Source organism: Streptomyces shaanxiensis, from assembly GCF_039537145.1.
GTDB lineage: Bacteria > Actinomycetota > Actinomycetes > Streptomycetales > Streptomycetaceae > Streptomyces > Streptomyces shaanxiensis.
Window position 1 is genome coordinate 43165 of sequence record NZ_BAAAZY010000014.1, and the last position, 21583, is coordinate 64747.

General features: G+C 69.7%; 21 protein-coding genes and 1 pseudogene. 10 read left to right on the forward strand and 12 right to left on the reverse strand.

The features are described from left to right. Window positions 1-50: 50 nt before the first annotated feature. Together ABD932_RS28655 and ABD932_RS28660 are read right to left on the reverse strand one after the other, a co-directional pair. A complete protein-coding gene (locus tag ABD932_RS28655) occupies window positions 51-470 on the reverse strand; it encodes an NAD(P)-binding domain-containing protein (protein WP_345017079.1) in 420 nt (139 codons plus the stop codon). Between the two features lie 514 nt (window positions 471-984). Continuing rightward, window positions 985-1755, reverse strand: coding sequence for a hypothetical protein (locus tag ABD932_RS28660; protein ID WP_345016811.1), 771 nt, complete (start codon window positions 1753-1755; stop codon window positions 985-987). A gap of 209 nt (window positions 1756-1964) precedes the next feature. Between ABD932_RS28660 and ABD932_RS28665 the strand changes: the two genes are divergently transcribed. Next, a complete protein-coding gene (locus tag ABD932_RS28665; protein WP_345016814.1) occupies window positions 1965-2291 on the forward strand; it encodes an ankyrin repeat domain-containing protein in 327 nt (108 codons plus the stop codon). 25 nt (window positions 2292-2316) lie between these two features. Here ABD932_RS28665 and ABD932_RS44045 read toward each other — a convergent pair. Beyond that, window positions 2317-2578, reverse strand: a pseudogene (locus ABD932_RS44045) (IS5/IS1182 family transposase); the annotation flags it as partial. A gap of 23 nt (window positions 2579-2601) precedes the next feature. Here ABD932_RS44045 and denD point away from each other — a divergent pair. After that, window positions 2602-3627, forward strand: a complete 1026-nt coding sequence (denD, locus tag ABD932_RS28670; RefSeq protein WP_345016816.1) for a D-erythronate dehydrogenase — start codon at window positions 2602-2604, stop codon at window positions 3625-3627. Window positions 3628-3865: 238 nt separating this feature from the next. Here denD and ABD932_RS28675 read toward each other — a convergent pair whose 3' ends face one another. Both ABD932_RS28675 and ABD932_RS28680 read right to left on the reverse strand, forming a co-directional pair. Then, on the reverse strand, window positions 3866-4342 hold the full coding sequence (locus ABD932_RS28675) for a hypothetical protein (RefSeq protein WP_345016818.1): 477 nt from the start codon (window positions 4340-4342) through the stop codon (window positions 3866-3868). A 10-nt stretch (window positions 4343-4352) separates the two neighbouring features. Beyond that, on the reverse strand, window positions 4353-5054 hold the full coding sequence (locus ABD932_RS28680; protein ID WP_345016820.1) for a 2-phosphosulfolactate phosphatase: 702 nt from the start codon (window positions 5052-5054) through the stop codon (window positions 4353-4355). Window positions 5055-5099: 45 nt separating this feature from the next. On the opposite strand from ABD932_RS28680, the gene ABD932_RS28685 reads away from it, so the two are divergent. Continuing rightward, window positions 5100-5336 carry a PucR-like N-terminal domain-containing protein gene (locus ABD932_RS28685; RefSeq protein ID WP_345016822.1) on the forward strand — a complete coding sequence of 79 codons (237 nt, stop codon included), beginning with the start codon at window positions 5100-5102 and terminating at the stop codon, window positions 5334-5336. 98 nt (window positions 5337-5434) lie between these two features. Here the strand turns inward: ABD932_RS28685 and ABD932_RS28690 are convergent, their stop codons facing one another. The 4 genes from ABD932_RS28690 to ABD932_RS28705 form a co-directional block, all read right to left on the reverse strand. Beyond that, complete coding sequence (locus tag ABD932_RS28690) at window positions 5435-6367, reverse strand: ABC transporter substrate-binding protein (RefSeq protein WP_425587528.1); 933 nt, start codon at window positions 6365-6367, stop codon at window positions 5435-5437. 73 nt (window positions 6368-6440) lie between these two features. After that, window positions 6441-7130: an ABC transporter permease gene (locus ABD932_RS28695; protein WP_345016825.1), complete on the reverse strand. Its 690-nt coding sequence runs from the start codon at window positions 7128-7130 to the stop codon at window positions 6441-6443. Continuing rightward, the gene (locus tag ABD932_RS28700; protein ID WP_345016827.1) at window positions 7127-7792 is read right to left on the reverse strand and encodes an ABC transporter permease; all 666 of its coding nucleotides are present in this window, start codon (window positions 7790-7792) and stop codon (window positions 7127-7129) included. Before ABD932_RS28700 ends, ABD932_RS28695 begins: the two co-directional genes overlap by 4 nt. Continuing rightward, window positions 7789-9039 carry an ABC transporter ATP-binding protein gene (locus tag ABD932_RS28705; RefSeq protein WP_345016829.1) on the reverse strand — a complete coding sequence of 417 codons (1251 nt, stop codon included), beginning with the start codon at window positions 9037-9039 and terminating at the stop codon, window positions 7789-7791. The genes ABD932_RS28700 and ABD932_RS28705 overlap by 4 nt, the downstream gene beginning before the upstream one ends. 186 nt (window positions 9040-9225) lie before the next feature. Between ABD932_RS28705 and ABD932_RS28710 the strand changes: the two genes are divergently transcribed. From ABD932_RS28710 to ABD932_RS28720, 3 genes are read left to right on the forward strand one after another with little or no spacing between them, the layout of a single operon-like run. Continuing rightward, complete coding sequence (locus ABD932_RS28710) at window positions 9226-10227, forward strand: ornithine cyclodeaminase family protein (protein WP_345016831.1); 1002 nt, start codon at window positions 9226-9228, stop codon at window positions 10225-10227. After that, window positions 10224-11813 (forward strand): aromatic amino acid lyase, encoded by a 1590-nt coding sequence (locus tag ABD932_RS28715; RefSeq protein ID WP_345016833.1) that lies wholly within the window; start codon window positions 10224-10226, stop codon window positions 11811-11813. The genes ABD932_RS28710 and ABD932_RS28715 overlap by 4 nt, the downstream gene beginning before the upstream one ends. After that, window positions 11810-12712, forward strand: coding sequence for an amidohydrolase family protein (locus ABD932_RS28720; protein WP_345016835.1), 903 nt, complete (start codon window positions 11810-11812; stop codon window positions 12710-12712). The genes ABD932_RS28715 and ABD932_RS28720 overlap by 4 nt, the downstream gene beginning before the upstream one ends. 40 nt (window positions 12713-12752) lie before the next feature. On the opposite strand, the gene ABD932_RS28725 is transcribed toward ABD932_RS28720, so the two are convergent. Continuing rightward, a complete protein-coding gene (locus tag ABD932_RS28725) occupies window positions 12753-13910 on the reverse strand; it encodes a hypothetical protein (protein ID WP_345016837.1) in 1158 nt (385 codons plus the stop codon). Between the two features lie 133 nt (window positions 13911-14043). Beyond that, the gene (locus tag ABD932_RS28730; RefSeq protein ID WP_345016839.1) at window positions 14044-14463 is read right to left on the reverse strand and encodes a tautomerase family protein; all 420 of its coding nucleotides are present in this window, start codon (window positions 14461-14463) and stop codon (window positions 14044-14046) included. Between the two features lie 116 nt (window positions 14464-14579). Here ABD932_RS28730 and ABD932_RS28735 point away from each other — a divergent pair, with 116 nt between their 5' ends. The 4 genes from ABD932_RS28735 to ABD932_RS28750 all read left to right on the forward strand — a co-directional run bounded on the left by ABD932_RS28735 (window position 14580) and on the right by ABD932_RS28750 (window position 19938). Further along, window positions 14580-15479, forward strand: a complete 900-nt coding sequence (locus ABD932_RS28735; RefSeq protein ID WP_345016841.1) for a LysR family transcriptional regulator — start codon at window positions 14580-14582, stop codon at window positions 15477-15479. Between the two features lie 366 nt (window positions 15480-15845). Beyond that, on the forward strand, window positions 15846-17222 hold the full coding sequence (locus ABD932_RS28740) for a family 2B encapsulin nanocompartment shell protein (RefSeq protein WP_345017083.1): 1377 nt from the start codon (window positions 15846-15848) through the stop codon (window positions 17220-17222). Next, a complete protein-coding gene (locus ABD932_RS28745) occupies window positions 17209-18639 on the forward strand; it encodes a SufS family cysteine desulfurase (RefSeq protein WP_345016842.1) in 1431 nt (476 codons plus the stop codon). The genes ABD932_RS28740 and ABD932_RS28745 overlap by 14 nt, the downstream gene beginning before the upstream one ends. 423 nt (window positions 18640-19062) lie before the next feature. Further along, a complete protein-coding gene (locus ABD932_RS28750) occupies window positions 19063-19938 on the forward strand; it encodes an amidohydrolase family protein (protein WP_345016844.1) in 876 nt (291 codons plus the stop codon). Window positions 19939-20110: 172 nt separating this feature from the next. Here ABD932_RS28750 and ABD932_RS28755 read toward each other — a convergent pair whose 3' ends face one another. Then, on the reverse strand, window positions 20111-21214 hold the full coding sequence (locus ABD932_RS28755) for a pentapeptide repeat-containing protein (protein WP_345016846.1): 1104 nt from the start codon (window positions 21212-21214) through the stop codon (window positions 20111-20113). Window positions 21215-21583 lie beyond the last annotated feature (369 nt).

A 21583-nucleotide genomic window follows, 5' to 3' on the forward strand; every position in this document is an offset into this window, starting at 1 on the left:
CCCCTGCCTGGCGGAGATTCTGGACACCGGTCGCGGCAGTGCCCCACCGGTCAGCGGACGACCTTGATGCCGAAGTGGGTGCCGAAGCCGAGGGCGAAGCCGATGGCGGAGTGCATGTGGGCGTACATCTCCATGCCGCGGGCGGAGACCAGCGGGCCCAGGTCGAGGATGTCGGTCCAGCCGTAGGCCATGAGCAGGTCGGTGACGGCCGCCTTGGCGTCGGTGTGCTCGCCGGCGATGAACATGGTGTGGTCGCCGGCGCCGATGGCCTTCGGGTCGACGACGGTGTCCTGTTCCTGCGTGACGAACGCCTTGACGACCTTCGTCCGCGGCAGGGCACGCTGGATGTCGGGCTCGGTGCGCGCGAGGGTGGCCCTGGGATCTCGCGTGCCGACATGGACCTCGTGACCGAGCTCGGCGAGCTTCGCGATAGGGGCCCGAGCGCCGCCACCCGTACCGAGAACAGCGATTTCCGTGGGTTCCTCAGGTTTTGTACCTTCATGACGAGTGCCGCGATCGCCCGCGTGCTGCGGCTGCTGTCCCTGCTGCAGACGCGCCGAGGATGGTCCGGCGCGGACCTGGAGGAAGAGCTGCGCGCGCAGGGTCTGGCTGCCCGCCGCTGGCAGCCGCCGTCTGCACGCGCCATCGCCACCGGGTCGGCCCCTCCCCGGAGCAGATGCTCACCAAGCTCCGGCTTGCCCGGCCCAGTGAGCACGCATGCGACCGCGGTGCTCGGCCAGGGCTTCGACGTTCCCGTACAGCCCTGGGCGTGGGGTGAGCTGAGCGGGGGCCGTGCTGCTTTTACCGGGGCAGGCTCCGAAGGCTGCGGGCTGTCAGCACCCCATTCGCTCGTGGGCGGCCTGGACGTGGCGATCGCCGGCTATCGGCGCAGACAGGAACCCGGACGAACCAACGCAGGTCAAAGCACGGGCAGCCAGCCTGCATGTCACACGGGACGGCGCCAGCCCCGCCGTGAAGGGACGTTCAGTCGATCTCACCGGTCTCACGAAGAAGGTCGGGATCCGCCTCCGGAGCCCTCAGCGGACCAGATTGACGCGTGACCGGTACGCACGCTTCTCCTGCGTCATTCAATAGCTTCTCCAGGTCCGTGACGCGGAGATAGCAGTCCCCGTCGGCGCCCCAGTCACGCCCCCAGGAGTTGCGCAGCCGGACAACGGGCAGCGTGCCGTTGTGTCCGTTGAGACGTGCCCGGAGCGAGACGCCGCGAACGAGGATCGCATGACCCCCGAAGCCACCCTCAGACACCTCGAGCAGCCCGTTCGGGGCCGGCTCCAGCATCGAGTCGTACCACTTGATCCCGATGACGACGGGGCCGAAGTACCCCAGCGTGCGCAGCACATCGTCGACGCCGAACGCCCAGCGGTACTCATCCATGTACCCCCGGGCAGCTACCGCCTTGGCGCCCGCCAACACTGACGTACCCTCGTAGTTCTCCCCAGGCCACTCATCGAGCCGCTGTGCTTCCCGGTATACCTCGCGGGCGAAGCTGTCGTTCACGCCAGGCACCTGAACCGGGTTCGCAATCAGCTCATGCGACCAGGCGAAGCCGACACATGCACCCTCGCGCCCCTGGTCGAGCCAGCCCGGACACGCCCACCCGGCCGACCGCAAGGGCGCTCGCTCAGCGACCAGCGTCCGAATCGGAAACTCCCTGCTGCGCTCGTCGAACTGCGGGACCCTGTCGAGGCGCGGATCGATGGTCGTGGTGCCGTTCTTCAGACGCAGGACACTCATGCCGCTCCCTAGATCGCCGTACTGCTCACTAGCTGACAAGAGCCGGCGTCGCAACGCATCCGGAGAGTGCGCTTCGGTGCGCCATACGGGTGATAGGTGGTGACGGCTGGGGTCGCGGCCTGCGACAAGCAACGCCGGAGGCGCCTTCCAGCGGGGTGGGTGAGCACTCAGGGGGCAGCTCAATTGGTGACCGGCGGTGCAGAAAGTCGATGGCAGATGTGGTGCAGCGTCGGTTGGATGCCTTGGTGAGCAGCTACTGGACACCGGCCCATCAGGCAGTCGAGTGCGAGGATGCGGAGACTCTGGCCCGGTTGCTGGCCGACGGCTCCGATCCCAATGAGGTCTTCGGCAACATGACGCTGCTGACACACGCGATCGACGTCGAGGGCGATAGTGCCCTGCAGAGCGGGCGACCGTTGACTGTGCACACCACTGCTGTGCTGCTGGCCTTCGGGGCCGATCCGGAGCTAGCGGATCCAGACGGTGACACGCCCATGGACATGGCCAATCGCTACCGCCACGACCTGGCGGTGTAGTTGCTGCGGGCCCACATCGGCAGGCGAGCCGCGGGGAGCAGATGAGGGTGTACGCGATACTCGTGAAGGCGAGGAAGTGCTCGGCCTTTGCGCTCGTAGGGACGGTGGAGTCGGCGGCAGCCGGCGAGCAGGGGCGTGGTGCGTTCGATGGTCCATCGGTGACGTCCGAACGCTGCGGGTTCTCAACTCCCTTGCGGGCCTTGCGGTGCCGGATGTCCTCGGTTCCTTGACCATCGCCTCAGGTGGACGTAGTCGTAGCCCTTGTCGGCATGGGGCTTGGCCGGCTGAGCGACTACCGAGGAGACAGCGCATGAGGATCGTCATCACCGGTGGCTTCGGCTTCCTGGGACGACAGCTCACCGGCACCCTGCTCACGACGCCGACGTTCCGTGGCGCGCCGATCGATCGCCTGGTGCTCGCCGACCGGATCGTGCCGTCCGAGTCGCCGTCGGCGTCCGACCTGCCGGTGGAGATCGTGCAAGGCGACCTGATCGACCGCCTCGACGAGGTGTTCGCGGAGCCGGTGGACGTTCTGATCCACCTCGCCGCCGCTGTCTCGGCCGAGTGCGAAGCCGACTTCGACCTCGGCATGAGCACCAACCTGGACACCACCCGCGCCCTCCTCGAAGCCGCCCGGGCACAGTCGGCCGCCGGAGGACCGGCCCCGCGCATGGTGTTCTCCAGCAGCGTGGCTGTCTACGGTTCCGACCCGGCGCTGCCCCTCCCGTCCGTGGTCGGCGAGTCGACCCTGCCCACACCACGATCGAGCTACGGGATCCAGAAACTCGTCTGCGAGCAGCTGATCGCGGACTACACCCGCCGGGGTTTCGTCGACGGACGCGTCGCCCGCCTGATGACCGTGTCGGTGCGGCCGGGCAAGCCGAATGCCGCCGCCTCCGGCTTCTTGTCCGGCATCATCCGCGAGCCGCTCGCGGGCCTCCCGGCGATCTGCCCCGTGCGTCCCGACCTGCGAGTGGCCCTGGCCTCGCCACGGCGCACGGTCGAGGCGATCCTCCGCATCGCCGAAGTCGAGCGCGGCACCGGGCGGGGCCGGCTCGACGGCGGGCTACCGGTCAACCTTCCGGCACTCACGGTCTCGGTCGCCGAGATGCTGGCCACGCTGCGGCAGTTGGCCGGGGACGCCGTCGCCGATCTGGTGACGATCGCGCCTGATCCTGCCATCGAAGCCATCGTGGGGTCGTGGCCCTCCGTCCTCGACAACACACGCGCCGCCGCGCTCGGGCTTCAGCCCGACCCGAGCTTCGAATCGGTCGTGCGGGACTACCTCGCCGACCACCCCGAGGCGGTCCTGGCCGACCTACCGCCCGCAATGTGACGGCCGGGCCCAGGTCCTGGACTCCAACCAGATTTCCAAGCGGCCGAGGGCGAAACTCAGTCAAGGTCTCGATGGTGCGGTCCCTGGGCGACGTGCTCGGCAGCGGTGTCCGTGTCACGCGCGCGAACGAGGTACGCCCGCACCACTTCGACGAAATGGTCGGCGCTGCTGTTCGGGTCCGGAGCGCGGTGTCCCGTCGAAGCCGGGCGCCTCCTTCGGCTGTCCGAGCGCCCACACCTCACCCACCGATCCCGAAGGGCAGTCCCTTCTGATCATTGCTCAGCGACCTTCGTATGGCGTTGACCAGCTTCACCTGCGCCTCGGCAGGTGCCTGTCCGGCCTGCTCGAACTCCTCGGGAGTCACCGGGTCACGCAGGGGGTCGCGTCCCCGCGCCACCTGATCCAGGAAGGTGCCGACGGCGCGGCCGAAATCGTCGATCTCGGCCGCGACTTCCGAAGGGGCGACCAGGCTTACGCGCATCAAGGCCGCGCTCCACTCGCCCCAGTCGTAGTCCCAGCCGCGCCGGTCTCCGTGCGCTCGCCTGAGTTCCATCGTGAACCTGGCGTAGTGACCGAACAGCTCCTGATAGGCGACAAGCTGCTGGTCACGGAGCCACTGACGGTCCTGGGCGCGACGTGTGACGATGCCGCCGACCAGAACGCCCACTGTGGCGGAGAGCGCCCCAGCCGCCGTCGTCACCAGCGTGTCCAGCACCGGCCCTCCATCAGATCGGATCGCCATCGGCCGGCGAAGGCACGGCGCACGGACGCAGGACCATGAGCGAGCCTTCCAAGGCCGCCACCATGGCAAAGGGAAACCGGTCGAGCTCAAGACAGAGTGCGACGTCATCAGGATGGACTCCTTGACGCACTCCCTCCGCCAGCTCGGCGGCGGCGCGCGACTCGGCAGCGCGGCGAAGGAACTCACCGGCGTCCGCCCCCGCTTCGGTGGCCCTCCGTGCGATGTATTGAGCGCACGCCAGGTCTTCATCGGCCTGGCCGTCTTCGCCAGTGACCACGAACGTGACACTGTCACTCTTGCGTGTCCGCAAGAGCCGAGCCGTTGCCTCCGCCACCACGAAGCTGGCGCACAGCACCAGCGACGCCTCCTTGACGGCCAGCGCGCCGACCGTCCCTGCCGTGGTCTTCTGGACAACGGTCCGTCCGCCAAGGTCAATGGACCGCAGCAGGCCGGGTGAATTGACGGTGTCGAACCCGGGCGCGGGTGGACCGTCCTTGAGCGCCATCCAATCCGGGTGGCGAGCCTTGAGCGCCAGAGCGTCATCCAGCGACTCGGCAAGAACGATCTTTTCCGCCCCCTGGGCAAAGGCCCAGGCAGCCACGGTGAAAGCACGCATGACGTCGACCACGACCGCCACGGACGGAGCCTCGACCACCTCAGCGATGCCAACGAAACGAGTGTCCATTCCGATCATGATCGCGCACGCCAGCCCCGGAGCAGCCAGAGAGTGATGCGCCTCACGTCGACGGTCAGCACACCGGACGCCCTTCCGGCTCCGCCGGTTCCGCCTGCTCTCGTCCAGCGGCTACGGGACCAACTCCCCTTCGTAGCCGCCGAGGTGGAGGACGTGGTCCGAAGGCAGGCACCCGAGTACGCGCAGCCCGACGACGCTCTGAGCGGCGGGCTGCGCACCGGTGTCGTGCAGGCGCTGACCCTCTTCGTCGACCATGTCGCCGAAGCGGTCTGATCCCGATCCCCAGGCGGCCCTACCCGGTCCCCGCACCCCTGCCCGGCATGTAGGGAGGGGTGCGGGGGAGGCGGACGGTGTTGGCGGGGCCGATCCGGTCAGCTCGCGAGGCCGGCCTTTGTCAGCCACTCCTCGGCGACGGTGGCGGCGTCCTCCTTGTCGTTGACGAGCTTCTTCATCATCTCCAGCAGGTCCTCGGTGGTGAGCTTGGCCGAGACTCCGTTGAGCGCTCCCTTGGCCGTGTCGTTGACCGCGGACTTGTAGACCAGGGGCGTGACGTTCTGTGAGGCGAAGAGGTTCTTCGGGTCCTCCAGCACCACCAGCTTGTCCTCGACGATGGCGGGATCGGTGGTGTAGATGTTGGCGGCCTGCACCTTGCCCGAGTTCAGCAGCTTCAGCAGGGTGCTCTGGGCGCCCGCGTCGAGCGGCTGGAACTTCCCGAACTCGACGCCGTAGATCTCCTTCAGACCGATCCAGCCCTGGGTACGGGTCTTGAACTCCGAGCCGGCACCGATGGTCCAGTCCCCCGCGACCGGCTTGAGGTCGGCGAGGGTCTTGAGGTTGTACTCCTTGGCCGTCTCGGCGGTGACCGTGACCGAGTCCTTGTCCTCGGCCTCGGCCGAGTTCAGGATCTCCACCGACGACGGGAGCTTCTTCTTCAGCTCGGCGTTGATGGTCTCCGTGCTGGTCGCGGTGCTCTTCTTGTCGACCGCCACCGCCAGCAGGGCGCCGTTGTACTCCGGGAAGACCTGGATGCCTCCCTTGACCACCTGGTCGTAGTAGACCTCACGGGCCCCGATGTCGAACTTGCGGGTCACTTTCAGGCCCTTGGCCTCCAGGGCCTGCGCGTAGATCTCGGCGAGCAGCTGGTTCTCGGGGAAGTTCGCCGAGCCGACGACGACGGACTTGCCGTCGCCGCTGTCGCCACTGCTGCCCGTCAGGGGGTTGTCATCGCTGTCGCCTCCGCCGCAGGCGGCCAGCGACAGCGCGGCGATCAGGGCGAAGGCGGCGCCGCGGTGGATGACTCTCATGGGTGTTTCCTTTCTCGGAGCCCGGGGGCTCGGACAAACTCAGGGCTTGGGCAAACTCGGGATTCGGGCGAACTCAGGACTTGGACGCCGAGACCCTCAGGCCCGGCGAGACGATGACGCGCCGCAGCGCGGTGAACAGGATCTGGACGACCAGCGCCAGGGCCACGACGACGGTCGAGCCGCCGATGACCAGCTCGTAGTCGTTGCGGGAGAGCCCGTCGACGATGAAGCGGCCCAGGCCTCCGAGACCCGGATAGGCGGCGACGGTCGCGGTGGCCACGACCTGGATCGCGGCGACTCTGAGGCCGAGGAGGATCAGCGGCAGCGCCATCGGCACCTCCACCCGCACCAGGACCTCCCACTCGGTCATGCCGACCCCGCGCGCGGCGTCCCTGGTCGCGGGGTCCACGCCGCGCACTCCCTCGAAGGTGTTGATGAGGATCGGCGGGACCGCGAGCGCGACCAGGGCGACCAGTACGGGGGCGGTGCTGAGCCCGGCGAGCGTGACGACGAGGACGACCAGGCCGAAGGTGGGGATCGCCCGCGCGAGGTTGGCGACGCTGGCCACCGCGAACGCCCCGCGGCCGGTGTGCCCGACGAGCAGGCCGAGCGTCAGCCCGATCAGGGCGGCGAACAGCAGCGACACGCCGCTGTAGGTGAGGTGCTCCAGGAGCCGCTGCGGGATTCCCTCCGCACCGTGCCACTGCTTGGAGGACGTCAACCAGTCCCCCACGAGCCCGAGTTGGTTCAGGAGATCGTTCATGTCGCCGTCACCTTGCTCCGGGACCAGGGGGTGAGCAGCCGCTGCGCCAGGACCAGCAGCGCGTCGGTGGTGAGCGCGAGCAGCATGATCAGCACGATCGCGGTGACGATCGGGGTCGGGAAATCGAGCTGGAGGCCACGGGTGATGTAGTAGCCGAGACCGCCCTGTCCGATCAGCTGTCCCACGGCGACGAGGCTGATGGAGGAGACGGCGGCGACGCGTACGCCGGCGATGACGACGGGTACGGCGATGGGCAGTTCGACCTGGACGACACGGCGTACCGGGCCGAATCCCAGCGCGGTGGCCGCCTGGCGGACCGGTTCGGGCACCGAGGCCAGCCCGTCCACGACGTTGGGCACCAGGACCGACAGCGTGTAGAGCGTCAGCGGGATCATCACGGTGCGTTCCGTCAGCCCGGTGTACTTGACGAAGATCATGAACAGGGCGAGTGACGGGATCGAGTACAGGATGTTGGCCACGGTCAGCACCGGCGCGTACAGCCATCGCCAGCGGTGGCAGAGGATGCCGAGGGGCACCGAGATGATCAGCCCGAACAGCACGGGCAGCAGGCCGAGGCGCAGGTGGACCCCGGTGTAGTCGGCCAGCTCGCCGATGTGGTCGCCGATCCAGGCCCACCGGACCAGCGGTTCACCGTCGCTCATCGCTCACCACCCCCCGGACCTACGGAACCGGCCGCGTCCCCGGTCTTCGCGTCCACTCCCTTTGCGACCTCGTCCTTTGCGACCCTGGACTCCGCATCGCCGTCCTTGGCGACCTCGGGCGCCGCATCCACGGCCGCTGCCTCCGCCGCTTCGGGCACCTCGGCCGCGGCCACCCCCGCGGACAGTTCGTGCGCGTCCGCGACTCCGACGACCGCGCCGTCCGCGTCCACGCCCACCGCGAGCCGGGACGGCGACAGGAGCGCCGAGTCGAGGGCTGCCCGCGCCGAGTCGCCGACGAGGCTGAAGGTGTGGCCGAGCGGCGTGAGAGGTGCGTCCGCGAGGGTGCCGCTCTCCGGCAGCTCCGCGACAGCGGCCCAGCCGAGCGGTCGCCGCTCGGCATCGACGACGAGTACCCACGGCTCGTCCGACGCCCTGGCCCGAGTCACGGGAGAGGTCGCCGACAGCACCGCACCCTCGCGCAGGGGCACTTGGGCCGCCTTGACGAAGGACAGTCGGCGAATGCCCCGGTCCTGCCCGACGAAGCCGGCCACGAAGTCGTCGGCGGGCTGCGCGAGCAGTCGCTCGGGGGTGTCGAACTGGGCGAGCCTGCCTCCGGTTCGGAACACCGCGATGTTGTCGCCGAGTTTGATCGCCTCGTCGATGTCGTGGGTGACGAACACGATCGTCTTGTGCAGCTCCTTCTGCAGCCGTATGAACTCCGCCTGCAGCTCCGCCCGCACGATCGGGTCGACCGCGCTGAACGGCTCGTCCATCAGCAGCACCGGCGGGTCGGCGCCCAGCGCCCTGGCGACCCCGACGCGCTGCTGCTGCCCGCCGGAGAGCTGGCTCGGGTAGCGCTTGGCCATCTCGCCCGGCAGGCCCACCAGTTCCAGCAGCTCCGCCGCCCGCGCCCGCGCCTTCTTCCGGCTCCAGCCGAGCAGCAGCGGCACGGTCGCGATGTTGTCGAGGATGGTCCGGTGCGGGAACAGCCCGGCGTGCTGGATCACGTACCCGATGCCGCGGCGCAGCTCAGGGGCGTTGACCTCCCGGATGTCCCGGCCGCGCAGGCTCACCGTCCCGGCCGTCGGCTCCACCATGCGGTTGATCATGCGCAGGGTCGTGGTCTTGCCGCAGCCGGAGGGACCGACCAGGACCGTGATGCCGCCCTCGGCCAACTCCAGGGACAGATCGTCCACGGCCGTGGTGCCATTCGGATAGTTCTTGCTCACCGCGTCGAATTTGATCAAGGCTGCCCCTCACCTGACTGCATATGCGTATGCACAGTTTCGAGTGAGTGAATGGCAGTCAATGGCCAACCGTGAACGCCGTGTTACGTTCGTACGAAATCAGGCCAGGGGCACCCGAAATGCCCACGTTCCACGACTGATGTGCCACTCACAATTGGCCAGCTCAGACGTAAGGGAGACACCCCCATGGAACCGGTCTGGTTCACCTTCCTGAACGGCTCGGACATCGAACAACTCGAGCTGACCGACATCGAGATACTCGACGCCGTCGAGGCCGGGCTGCGCGCCCAGGGCCTCGGGGAAACGGTCATCGAACCGCGCGTGCACCTCATGCCCGATCCCGCGTTCAACGGTCATTTCAACGTCCTGCGCGGCTACATCGCTCCGCTCGCGCTGGCCGGGGTCAAGATCGTGGGCGACTACGTGGGTAACTACCAGCAGGGCCTGCCCTCCGAGATGGCGCTGCTCAACCTCTTCGACCCGCGCACCGGTATGCCGGTGGCCGTCCTCGACGCCACTGCCATCACCGAGATGCGCACCGGTGCCCTCACCGCGCTGGGGGCGCGTCATCTGGCCCGCCCGGACGCCAAGGTGCTCGGGCACATCGGCTCCCGCGCCACGTCGTACTGGAACGTCCGCCTGCTCGACCGGATCTTCGACCTCGCCGAGATCCGCGTCCACTCGCGCCGCCCCGAGAGCCGGGAGGCCTTCGCCGAGCGGCTTCAGCGGGAGCTCGGCAAGCCCGTCGTCGTGACCGAGGACTGGAAGACCTGCGTGGAAGGCGCGGACATCGTGGTGGAGGCCTCCCGCCTCGAACGCCCGGAGCCGCTGCTCAAGACCGAGTGGATCGCCCCTGGCGCCCTGGTCGTGCCCTACGGAACGAACAGCGCCGTCGAACTCTCCCTCACGGACGTCATGGACAAGATCGTCGTCGACGACTGGGGCCAGGCGCACGCCGGACCGTTCGGCGCACTGCGCGCACATGTCGACAGCGGCAGACTCGACGAGACCACTCTGCACGGCGAGTTGGGCGAGATCGTCGCCGGCCGCAAGCCCGGCCGGGAGAGCGCCGACGAGACGAACCTGTTCTGGCACCGCGGGCTGTCCCTCTCCGACATCGCCCTGGGCGCGGCCATGCTGAAGAAGTCCGAAGAGCGCGACCTCGGCCAGAAGCTGCGGTTCTCATGACGGGGGTCGTCGTCGACGGGCGGACCTTGTCCTACGACGATGTCGTCGCCGTCGCCCACCACGGAGCCGAGGTCGTCCTGGCCGACGACGTGCTCCCCCGCCTCGCCCGCGACCGGGCCGTCGTCGACGACGTCGTCGACCGCCAGGTGCCGACGTACGGGCTGACGACGGGGCTGGGCACCCGGTCGTCGCACGCACTGCCCCGCCACGAACTCGAGGAGTTCAGCGTCCGTACCGTCCGCGGACGGGCCAACGCGGTCGGCGACCCGCTGCCCGTCCCCCTCGTCCGGGCCGCCGTCCTCGCCCGCGTCAACGGCATCGCGGGCGGAGGCAGCGGGGTGCGGACGGAGATTCCGCGGCTGCTTGTGGACATGCTCAACGCGCGGGTGCATCCCGTGATACCCGAGGTGGGGTCGATCGGCGCCTCGGATCTGTGCCAGATGGCCCATGTCGGCCTGGTCGTCATCGGTGAGGGCAGGGCCGAGTTCGCCGGCGAGGTGCGCGACGGCGGCACGGCACTGCGGCGGGCCGGTCTCACTCCTGCCGTACTGGGCCCGAAGGACGGACATGTGCTGTGCAGCGCGAGCCCGCTGGCGGCCGGACAGGGGGCTCTCGCCCTGCACGAGGCGGCCGCTGCCCTCACGCTGGCCCAGGCGGTCACGGCGCTGACCTACGAGGGCTTCCGGGCGAACACGAGCCCGCTCGACGCCCGGGTACTGGGCCTGCGCCCGGCCCCCGGTCAGTCCCGTGCCGCTGCCCAACTGCTCGCCCTCCTGCACGGCGGTGAGCTGGGCGACCCCCGGTACGCGCGCCGGGTCCAGGACCCCGTCAGCCTGCGCTGCGCGGCCCAGGTGCACGGGGCCCTGCACGCCGCGCTGGACTTCGCCGACGCCGCGCTCCGACCGGAGCTCAACGGCTGCGGCGACAATCCGGTGGTCCTGCCCGACACCGGCGAGATCCTCTCCTCCGGCAACTTCCACACCCCGGCCCTGGCCCTCGCCTTCGACACCCTCGCGCTGGCCCTGACGCAGACCGCGTCACTCTCCGCCGAGCGCATGCGACGGCTGCTCGCCCCCGCCGTCAGCGGACTGCCCGCGAACCTCTCCCCGTACGGTCCGGAACGCTCGGGCTTCGCACCGCTGGCCAAGGCGGCGCAGGCACTCGTGGCCGAGATCCGCATGCTGTCCGTACCCGTGTGCACCGACCCCCGCCATGGCGCGGACGCCGTCGAGGACGACTCGACCAACGCGGCGCTCGGGGCACGGCGGCTGGCCACGATCCTCGTCCGGCTACGACAGCTGCTGGCCGTGGAGGCCGTGGTCGCCGCCCAGGCCGTGGACCTGGCCGCACCGTCCGCCCTGGGACGAGGACCTCGGTTCCTGCACCGCGCGATCCGGGAGATCGTTCCCCGCCTGGACGACGACCGGCCCTGCGGGGTGGACGTGGAGGCTGTGGACCGGGACATCCTGGGTTCAGACGACGTGCGGAGCGCACTGCGCACCCTGGCGGGAGGGGCGTCAACCGTAGTGGGAGGAGAGTCAGCCGTGGCCGAAGGAGCGTCAACCGTGGTGGGAGAGGCTTCATGACCAACGTCGACGTGCACCAGCATCTGTGGACCCCCTCGCTGGTGGCGGCCCTGCGGTCCCGCGGTGAACCACCGTTCCTGGACGGCTGGACCCTGTTTCTGCACGGTGAGCCGCCCTACGAGATCCCGCCCGCCGACCACGACGTGACACGGCGCGCGGAGCTCGCGGCCGCCGACGGCCTCGGCCGGGCGCTCGTCTCCCTGTCCGCCCCGATCGGCGTGGAGTGGCTGCCCTCGGCCGAGGCACGCCCCCTGCTCGACGCCTACCACGAGGGCGCGGCCGCGCTCCCCGAGCCGTTCGGGTCCTGGGCCGCCGCCTGCGTACGGGACATCGACGCCAAGGCGACGGCCGAGGTTCTCGACCGGGGGTTCGTCGGCCTCCAGCTCCCGGCGAACGCCCTTGCCGACGCGGCCGGTTACGCGCGGTGCGCCCCGCTGCTCGACCTGCTCGAAGAGCGCGACCTCCCGCTGTTCGTCCACCCGGGGCCCGCACCCGGCGAGTCCGAGGGGCCCGGTTGGTGGCCCGCGATGGTTCCCTACGTCCAGCAGATGCACGCAGCCTGGTTCGCCTTCCGCGCCTTCGGCCGCGCCCGCCATCCCCGCCTGCGGGTGTGCTTCGCGCTGCTGGCCGGGCTCGCCCCGCTGCACGGTGAGCGGTTCGCAGCCCGGGGCGACGGGGCCGGCAGCGGGGTGGACCCGGATGTCTTCGTCGAGACGTCCTCGTACGGTCCGCGCGCCGTCGACGCGATCGTCCGCGCCCTCGGTGTGGACGCCGTCGTCCAGGGCTCGGACCGGCCCTACGCGGAGCCGCCGCAACACCCCGGCTTCGGTCTGGGCGGAGCCGCGGCGTACGCCTTCCGCATCGCCAATCCGCGACGACTGCTCACCGGAAGGAACTGAACCAAACGCCAAGCCGCTGGTGAGCAGCACCGCGCCCTGCTCACACCGTGGAGGTGACCTTCTCCTGCTTGCCACTGTCACGGTCGCCCGCCAGTCGCAGGGCCACAAGGGCCGCCACCCCCGCCATGATGCCGAAGGTGAGGGCGGCCGGGACGCCGTCGCCGAGCTTGGAGAACAGGTACACGGGCCCCCACACGGAGACGGTGTCGTCCAGCGCCATGTGCAGCACTTGGCTCACCAGCAGACCCAGCACGGTTGCGCAGACCGCACCCACCGCCATCGCCGGCACCGTGGTCCGGGTGAGCAGGCCGGGCAGAAGCCGCAGCGCCCACCACACCACGGCCAGCATGAGCACATCGGCGGCTCGGTACAGCAGCCAGTCGCCGAGCGGCGCGGACGCCGGGCCCGTCCAGGCGCCGAGCAGCAGCCACTCACGCAGCAGGTCGCCGGGGTCGGACAGCAGCCCTCCGCCGAAGCCGAACGAGGTCTGGATCCAGGCCGCCACCGATACGTACGAAAGGATCACCAGCGACACCGCGATCACCGCGGTCCCGACGCTCGCGGCCAGGCGAGCGGCCCCGGGCGGCACACTCCGCCGGGGCAGCGGGTCCGCGCCCTTTACGGTGACACGCGCCACCAGCACCGTGGCCACGGCGGCCAACAGCGCCGCGAACACCGTGACCGGCCCGCTCGACGCGATCACACCCGCCACCTGCGGCAGGAACCGGTAACTGCCGCGCCCCCGGGAAGCGATCAGCCACGGCGCGGAAACCGTCACCGCCAGCGTTCCGGCCACCGGACCCCAGGCCCACAGCGCGCACAGCGTGGCCGGCGTACGGCCCTGGACCGGCGGAATCCTACGGAGCAGGAGCAACGCACCGGCCAGGAAGCACACGAACACGGCCACGTATCTGATCTGCATCGCGGTGCGGTACAGATCGGCGTACTGGGTGCCCCCGCTCACCGCCGTGTCTCCGCCCGCCCCCGCGCCGGAAGTCCCGTCGGGCTGCAGAGCCGTCGGGGGGTCGTACGACCAGGGCGCGAGCCATCGCCAAAGCTCGTTCGCGGAATCGACGTCGAACACGCTGGTGGTGCCCCGCAGTTGCAGGGCCTGGGCGCTCGCCCCCGCCCACCACAGCAGCAGCGTCATCAGCAGGGCTCCGACCAGTGCCGGTATCACCGCGCGTCGATATGTCATGTGCCTTCCCCCGTGTTGGTCATGCAACTGTCAATGTTTCGGTCGGTTGAAGAGTAGGGGGTGGTGATCGCTTGCGGCACGCGTAATTCCGCACGGCGGACTGTTCCTTGCACAGTCCGCCGCCGATCCCGGGTTATCGGGAAGCGGCTGAGGCAGCGGGGATTCCCAGGTCGCCCTCGATGTACTGGGCGCGGCCGAAGCCGAAGGACCAGTCGGCCGGGGTGTTCTCGACGTACCCGATAAAAACGTTCTCCCCTGCCACACCCACGTTCGCCAATGAGGCGGTGACGGCGGCGTACAACTGCTGCTTGACCGCGGTCGAGCGGCCGGTCTGCGTGAAGATCTGGATCATCACGATGTCCTCGCCGCGCTCGAAGCCGAGGCCGGCATCGAGTGCGATGACCCTGCCCGCCTCGTGCTCGGTGACGATCTGGAAGCGGTCGCGCTCGGGGACGGCCAGCACCTCGACGACGGCCGCGTGGACGGCGTCGGCGACGGCGCGGACCTGGGCGTCGCTGCGGCCCTTGACGAGATCGATGCGGACCAGGGGCATGGCGGGACTCCTTGCTCGTGCTTGCGGGGGCGTGCTTCCACGGTGCCGCCGCACGGGTGATAGGTCAAAGACCTAGATCTTCATCCAGCTATAAGAATCTCGAATACACTGAGGTCATGGAGGTGCGCACGCTGCAGTACTTCCTCGCCGTCGCCGAGGAACAGTCCTTCACCCGGGCCGCGGCCCGCTGCCATGTCGCCCAGCCCGCCATCAGCCAGCAGATCCGTTCGCTGGAACGGGAACTGGGCGAGGCGCTGTTCGACCGGGACTCCCGTACCGTCCGGCTGACCGCGGCGGGCGAGGCACTGATGCCGCATGCCCGTACGGTGTCGGCGGCCGTCGCCGCCGCGAAGGCCGAGTTCGCCGCGCGCTCCGGCCTGCTCACCGGGACCCTGTCGCTGGGGGCGGCCGACGGAGTGGAGAGCAGCAGCCTCCCGGCCCTGCTCGGCACCTTCCACCGGCTGTATCCCGGCGTCACCGTGCACCTCGTCGAGGGGGCGAGCGCCGGCCTGGTGCCCCAGGTGCGGCAGGGCTCCCTGGACGCGGTGTTCGTCGCCGTCCCGCCGACGGGCCTAGACCCGGGGTTCGGGCACCGGGTCCTCGTCCGCGACGAGATCGTGGCGCTGGTCGCCGCCGACCGGCCGCAGGCGCGACAGGCGGCGCTCTCCCTGCGCGAGGTCTCCGCCGCCCCGCTGATCACCTACGGTCCGGACAGCGGCCTGCACCCCCGGCTGCGCAGGGCATTCGAAGAGGCCGAGGTCCCCTTCCGGCCCGCCTACTCCACCAACCACGTCGCGCTGCAGCTGGAACTCGTGGCCGCCGGTGCGGGCATCGCCCTCGCGGCGGGCGGGGCCGGGGGCATCACGAGGGATCCGCGGGTCACCGTGGTGCCGGTGACGCCCCGTATCCCCTACGCGAAGGCGCTGGTCTGGCGCGCCGGCCCTCACTCGTCGGCTCCGCTGCGGGCCCTCCTGGACCTGCCGCCCTCGGCCGCCGAGCCCTCGCCCAGCGAGTAATTTCGAATTCAGATAAATACGGCTCAAAGACGGGTCGTATAAGCGCGCCTTTAAGAAAGTGAAAGCGGTGATACGGGGCTGAATCAAGTCGTCCATAGCCGATTTGACGGAGCGTCGAGCCACTCGCCGTCGCTCTGCCCGGAGCCTCGCCCGGTCGGTCCTCGCCCTTGGTGGCGCTGCCTGCCGACGAACACGCTCCTGCGCGCCCACCACGCCCCGAGTCGAGCGTTTTCGGCCCGGGCCCCGCCGAACGGTGTCCCACGCATCTTGTCGGGGCCTGTCGCCGGCTGCACGATCGGCCTCGCTCGCACAGCAGTCCGATCCCGGAGCAATCCACTCGAGGAGATCCCTGTGACGACCGACCGCATGAGCCTCAGCCCCGAGGCCGCCCGGCAACTCGCGACGACCACGAAGACCACACCGCAGATGCGCGGCATCACCCCGCGCTATCTCCTTCGCGCCCTTCCCTGGGTCGACGTCGAATCGGGTGTCTACCGCGTCAACCGGCGCCGCACCTACGTGCTGGGCGACGACCGCATCAGCACCCACACCGACGACGGAAGCCCGCGCGTCGTTCCGGGCGACTTACGCGAGATCCCGTATCTGCGCGAGACCGACGACGCCCTCCTCGGCCAACTGGCCGACGCCTTCGACGAGATGAGCTTCGACGCCGGGCAGGTACTCGTCCAGGAGGGCGACACCACCGAGCATCTGTGGGTGATCGTCCGCGGGCGCGCCGAGAAGCGCGCCGCCGGGCGGTACGGCGACGAGGCACTGATCCAAGTCATCGGCGACGGGCAGTATTTCGACCTGGACGCATGGACCAGGCGCGAGCCCATGCCGTACACCGTCAAGGCCGTCACCCCCGGCGTCGCCCTGCGAGCCGATCGTGCCGCCCTGGCCGGGCTCATGGAGCGTGACGAGGCGCTGCGCGGGGCGGTCGAGTCGTACGGGGCAGGCGACATGCCGGCACCGGGCACCGAGGCGCCCATCGACCTGAGCGGCGGCCATGTGGGCGAGGTCGATCTCCCGAGCACGTACGTCGACTACGAGGACGCCCCGCGCGAGTACCACATGACGCTGGCCCAGACCCGGATGATGGTGCACTCCCGCGTCGCCGACCTCTACAACGGGCCGATGGACCAGACCCGGACCCAGGCCAACCTGACCGTCCAGGCCCTGCGTGAGCGGCAGGAGAACCTGATGCTCAACCACCCCGACTTCGGCCTCTTCCACAACGTCCCGGCCGGTCAGCGCGTGCAGGCGCGCACCGGCGCTCCCACCCCCGACGACCTGGACGAGCTGCTCTCGAAGGTGTGGAAGCAGCCGGCCTTCTTCGTCGCGCATCCGAAGGCGATCGCCGCGTTCGGGCGCGAGTGTACGCGGCGGGGGGTGCCCCCGGTCACGGACAGCCGGTTCGGCAGTCCGCTGCTGACCTGGCGGGGAGTGCCGCTGCTGCCCTCCGACAAGGTGCGCTGCCCGGGCGGCGCGGGCGATGCCGCCGGTACCACCGAGATCCTGCTGATGCGGATCGGCGAGGCCGAGCAGGGCGTGGTGGGGCTGCGCCCCGCAGGCGTACCGGACGAGGTCGAACCCGGTCTGTCCATGCGGAACATGGGCATGGACCAGAAGGGCATCACGTCCTACCTGATGACGGCCTACTTCAACACAGCTGTGCTGGTCGACGACGCCATCGCCGTCCTCCAGAACGTCGAGGTGTCCAAGTACCATGACTACGCCTGACGACTTGGCGCCACGACCGGGCACCGCGTGGCTGACGCCGGCAGCAGCGGATCGGACGGCGGCAGCCGAGGTCGGTACGGCCGTTCCGGGATCGGCACCCGAGGCGGGTACCGCTGTTCTGCATACGGCGACCGCGCCCGTCCCCGGGCTCACACCACCCGCGCCGCCGACCGATCCCTCCGCGCTTCTGCGCCAACCGGGCGGATTCTCCGCCGAGTTGGTGCGCCGCGACTTCCCCATCCTGCATCGGACCGTCAACGGCCACCCCCTCATCTGGCTGGACAACGCCGCCACCACCCAGAAGCCGCGTCAGGTCATCGAGGCACTCGCCGCCTACTACGGAGCCGCCAACTCCAACATCCACCGCGGCGCCCACACCATGGCGCGGGAGGCAACCGAGGCGTACGAGGAGGGGCGGGCGGCCGTCGCCGATTTCCTCGGCGCCCCCAGCCCGGACGGCGTCGTCTTCGTGCGCGGCACCACGGAGGCCATCAACCTCGTCGCGCAGACCTGGGGCCGGGCCAACCTCGGGCCCGGGGACGACATCCTGGTGCCGGTCCTCGAGCACCACTCGGACATCGTGCCGTGGCAGATGATCGCCAAGGAGACCCGGGCCCGGCTCGTACCGATCCCGCTGACGCCGGACGGGGAGATCGACCAGGACGCGTACGCCGATCTGCTGTCCTCGCGCACCCAGCTCGTCGCGATCAGCCACGCCTCGAACGTCCTGGGCACCGTCCCACCCGTCAAGGAGATGACGGCACTCGCCCACCGCTACGGCGCCAGGGTCCTGGTCGACGGCGCCCAGTCCGTCGCCCATTTCCCGGTCGACGTGCAGGACTTGAACGCGGATTTCTACGCGTTCTCGGGCCACAAGCTGTTCGCGCCGACCGGCATCGGCGTCCTGTACGCGAAGCCGGAACTCCTCGCCGCCATGGCACCGTGGCAGGGCGGCGGCAACATGATCGAGTCCGTGGACTTCGGGAAGACCACGTTCGCCGCCGCCCCGCACAAACTGGAGGCCGGTACCGGGCACATCTCCGGGGTCATCGGGCTGCTCGCCGCCGTGAACTGGCTGACGTCCCTCGATCGCGAGGCCGTCGCGGCGTACGAGGAAGGGCTGATGTCGTATGCGCGCCAGGCGCTTGCCGCGGTGCCCGGGCTTGAGCTGATCGGCTCGGCGGCCCACCGGATCGCGGTGCTCACCTTCACGCTCGCGGGACAGGACCCGGCCACCGTCGCCGACTGGCTCGACCGCGACGGCATCGCCATCCGCGCCGGCCACCACTGCGCCCAACCAGCCCTCGCCCACTACGGGTTGGACTCGGCGGCCCGCGCCTCGCTCGCGCTCTACAACACGTCCGAGGAGGTTGACCAGCTCGTCGCGTCGTTGCGCAGGCTGCAACAGGGCGACTGACGACGGGAGTGGGAATTCAGCGACTCAGCCGGGGTCCGTACGGCCGCAGATGGCCGGACGGACCCCGGCTCTGCTACGTCGGCTACGTCGGCCTGTGCCAGGCCGGCGGGGGCCGCCACGCCGAGTACGAGCACACGCGGTCGACTCACAGGCTGCCTGGGCGGAGGAGACCCGTCCTTGACTGCTGGACGGCGGGTGCTCGCACCAGCGGGCGCGGCCACACGGGCCCACGGGCCCGAGGCGCACAGGCGCACAGGCGCACAGCCCAGATCCCACCGCTCCGACCGGCATGACAGACCCCCGACGCACAGACTCCGTACGGTCCAACCCGCGGCGCATCGACGTCCACCAGCACGTCATCCCACCCGTCCGCAGCCGCGCCATCGCCGCCCGTGCCGCGGCCGTCGGCTGGCCCGCGCCCGCGTGGGACGAACACAGCTCGATCGCCATGATGGACGGCGGTCCATCGACACCGCGGTGTTGTCGTACGCCGCGCCACTCGCCGGCCCGGACGACCCCGACGCGGCACGCGCGACGGCCCGCAGCGTCAACGAGTACACGGCCGAGCTGGTCAAGAACCGCCCCGACCGCTTCGGTCACTTCGCCGCCCTCCCGCTGCCCGACGTGGACGCCGCCCTCGCCGAGGCAGTCCACGCCCTGGACGTGTTGCACGCCGACGGTGTCATGGTCCTGTCCAACGCCCACGGCCGCTACCCGGGCGAGGAGGCGTTCGAGCCGCTGTGGGCCGAACTCGACGCCCGCTCCGCCGTCGTCCTCGTCCACCCGACCGCACCGACGGGCGCCCCCTTGCCGCAAGTCCCCCCTCCGCTGGCGGACTTCCCCTACGACACCACCCGCGCCGCCCTGCACATGACGGTGCGCGGCGTACTGCGCCGCTACCCCCGTGTGAAAGTGATCCTCCCTCACGCAGGCGGCTTCCTGCCGTACGCCGCCTCCCGCTTCGCCCTCGCGGCCCACCTCCCCCGCACCGCGACCGCGGACGCCCCGGACACCGTCCCCGAAGTCCCCGCGGCCCCCGAGGACTTCGTCACCGATCTGCGCCGGTTCTACTTCGACACCGCCATCTCCCCGGGCCCCGCCACCCTGCCCTGCCTGCTCGCCTTCGCCGCCCCCGACCACATCCTGTACGGCAGCGACTACCCCATGCTTCCCGAGGACTGGAGCACCGGCTTCGACACCGCGCTCGACACGCACCCCGACTGGAAACCCGGCCAGTTGCACGCGGTGAACCGAGGTAACGCCGAGCACCTCATCCCGCGTCTGGCGTACGCACCGTAGGACCCGAACAGCAACCATCGGCACACCCTTCCGCACACCGGCCGACCGTGCGTCGCGGACCCGATCAGACGGCTCCGACGCCACCATCCCGCTCAGCCCCATCGGACTCGTGCGCCCGACCCTGCACCTCGGCCGGCGCGGTGGCAGTGACCCTCAATCAGGAACTGCATCATCAGGGAAGCTCAGAGATGTTGGTGTCCTCAGGAAGCCGCAGGCCCGGAGGCAGCTCCTGCAAACCGAACTGCGGAGGATGGGTGAAGTCGGCTACCTGGGACAAGTCCACGGTGCCGCCGCTGAAGTGGGCGGGCGGGGCCGTGCGGTAGATGGAAGGGAGGTGGCGTTCACCGAAGTTCACTGTGCTGCCGGTGAAGGTCGCACCGGTGAAGTCGACGGTTCCGCCGGAGAACTCAGCGCCCTCGAAAGGGACTTCGCCCGCCCTGAAGGCGGCTTCTCGGAAGGTCACGTGAGCGCCAGTGAAGCGGGCGTGGTCGAAGGTGACCCAGCCACCGCTGAAGGTGACGCGGTTGAAGCGGACGGTTCCGCTGCGAAATTCGGCGAGCCGGAAGTAGACGTGGCATCCTTCGGCGAAGTCGGCCTCGTCGAAGACGATCTGGTCCGTTCCGCGGCCGGCGAAGAGCGTCTTGACGAAGAGGATGTCGCCGCCGGTGAAGCGGGCGCCACGGAAGCCGGCTTCATCAAGGACAGCGCCTGTGAAGTCGAGGTCGTGGCCCTGCCAGGATGCGGGCGCACCGTCGCGCAGGTGCGCGGCAATGAGTCCCAGGACAGTCACGCGTACTTGCCGCTCGCGCTGCCACGACGCCAGCGCCTGATCGTCGGCGGGTGGATCGGGAGCATGGGGCATTCTCAGGTAGCCGCACAGCACATCGATGCACATCTGGCGTTCCTGCGGCCATTCATCGGCGAGCCGTGCCATGGCGTAGGCGCCGGCCATGCGTACAGCCGGCTGGTCTGCCCCGAGTTGTTCGGCGGCGGCGCCGAACCGTTCGATCAGCGCCTTGTCGTACTCACGGACATCGGTCGCTTCGCTGAGATGCTGGCGCCGGTAAGCGACCACGAGCGCCACAACGCCGCCGATTCCTGCCACAACAGCCAAAGCGATCTTGATGGCGTCGTACGCGTCGTTGGGCTTGAGCGGACCAGTGGCCTGTACTCGAGGTGCCCCCAGCATGAGCCACAACAGACCTAAAACTGTGATCCCTGCGGCCACGGCCAGGACCAGCACTACGGCGATATGCAGGCCCAGGTGCCAGCGCATGACACCCCGCGGAGCCGGGTTCGACCTGCTCTCACGCTCAGTCAACCGCGATCCCACGCACAGATGACCCCATCGGCTATCACGCAGCCGAATACGACCATGGGTCCATCGCCGCAACGAAACGACCTCATCAGGCCTTTCCCCCTCTCCTTCTGGTGACCAGCGTGGCTTACGGCCACCACACGCACCAGACCCAGCCCACCCGGTGACCGGCAATCGCCGCCGGCTTTCGTACGCAGCATCTGCGGGAAGCCTCGCCGTGGCCCGCTGGCCCGTGTGCTGCGCAACTCCGCTACGGGAGAGCAACGCCATGTGTCGGGCGCCGAGTTGCCAGCCGCTGCGAGATCCGCCTCGCGCAGCTGGTGCGAG

Excerpts from the sequence above, each read along its gene's own strand:
- ABD932_RS28660 (WP_345016811.1), bottom strand. The coding sequence starts at position 1,755 with ATGAGTGTCCTGCGTCTGAAGAACGGCACCACGACCATCGATCCGCGC.
- ABD932_RS28665 (WP_345016814.1), top strand. The coding sequence starts at position 1,965 with ATGGCAGATGTGGTGCAGCGTCGGTTGGATGCCTTGGTGAGCAGCTAC.
- denD (WP_345016816.1), top strand. The coding sequence starts at position 2,602 with ATGAGGATCGTCATCACCGGTGGCTTCGGCTTCCTGGGACGACAGCTC.
- ABD932_RS28680 (WP_345016820.1), bottom strand. The coding sequence starts at position 5,054 with ATGGACACTCGTTTCGTTGGCATCGCTGAGGTGGTCGAGGCTCCGTCC.
- ABD932_RS28685 (WP_345016822.1), top strand. The coding sequence starts at position 5,100 with ATGCGCCTCACGTCGACGGTCAGCACACCGGACGCCCTTCCGGCTCCG.
- ABD932_RS28690 (WP_425587528.1), bottom strand. The coding sequence starts at position 6,367 with ATGAGAGTCATCCACCGCGGCGCCGCCTTCGCCCTGATCGCCGCGCTG.
- ABD932_RS28695 (WP_345016825.1), bottom strand. The coding sequence starts at position 7,130 with ATGAACGATCTCCTGAACCAACTCGGGCTCGTGGGGGACTGGTTGACG.
- ABD932_RS28700 (WP_345016827.1), bottom strand. The coding sequence starts at position 7,792 with ATGAGCGACGGTGAACCGCTGGTCCGGTGGGCCTGGATCGGCGACCAC.
- ABD932_RS28710 (WP_345016831.1), top strand. The coding sequence starts at position 9,226 with ATGGAACCGGTCTGGTTCACCTTCCTGAACGGCTCGGACATCGAACAA.
- ABD932_RS28715 (WP_345016833.1), top strand. The coding sequence starts at position 10,224 with ATGACGGGGGTCGTCGTCGACGGGCGGACCTTGTCCTACGACGATGTC.
- ABD932_RS28720 (WP_345016835.1), top strand. The coding sequence starts at position 11,810 with ATGACCAACGTCGACGTGCACCAGCATCTGTGGACCCCCTCGCTGGTG.
- ABD932_RS28725 (WP_345016837.1), bottom strand. The coding sequence starts at position 13,910 with ATGACATATCGACGCGCGGTGATACCGGCACTGGTCGGAGCCCTGCTG.
- ABD932_RS28730 (WP_345016839.1), bottom strand. The coding sequence starts at position 14,463 with ATGCCCCTGGTCCGCATCGATCTCGTCAAGGGCCGCAGCGACGCCCAG.
- ABD932_RS28735 (WP_345016841.1), top strand. The coding sequence starts at position 14,580 with ATGGAGGTGCGCACGCTGCAGTACTTCCTCGCCGTCGCCGAGGAACAG.
- ABD932_RS28740 (WP_345017083.1), top strand. The coding sequence starts at position 15,846 with ATGAGCCTCAGCCCCGAGGCCGCCCGGCAACTCGCGACGACCACGAAG.
- ABD932_RS28745 (WP_345016842.1), top strand. The coding sequence starts at position 17,209 with ATGACTACGCCTGACGACTTGGCGCCACGACCGGGCACCGCGTGGCTG.
- ABD932_RS28755 (WP_345016846.1), bottom strand. The coding sequence starts at position 21,214 with ATGCGCTGGCACCTGGGCCTGCATATCGCCGTAGTGCTGGTCCTGGCC.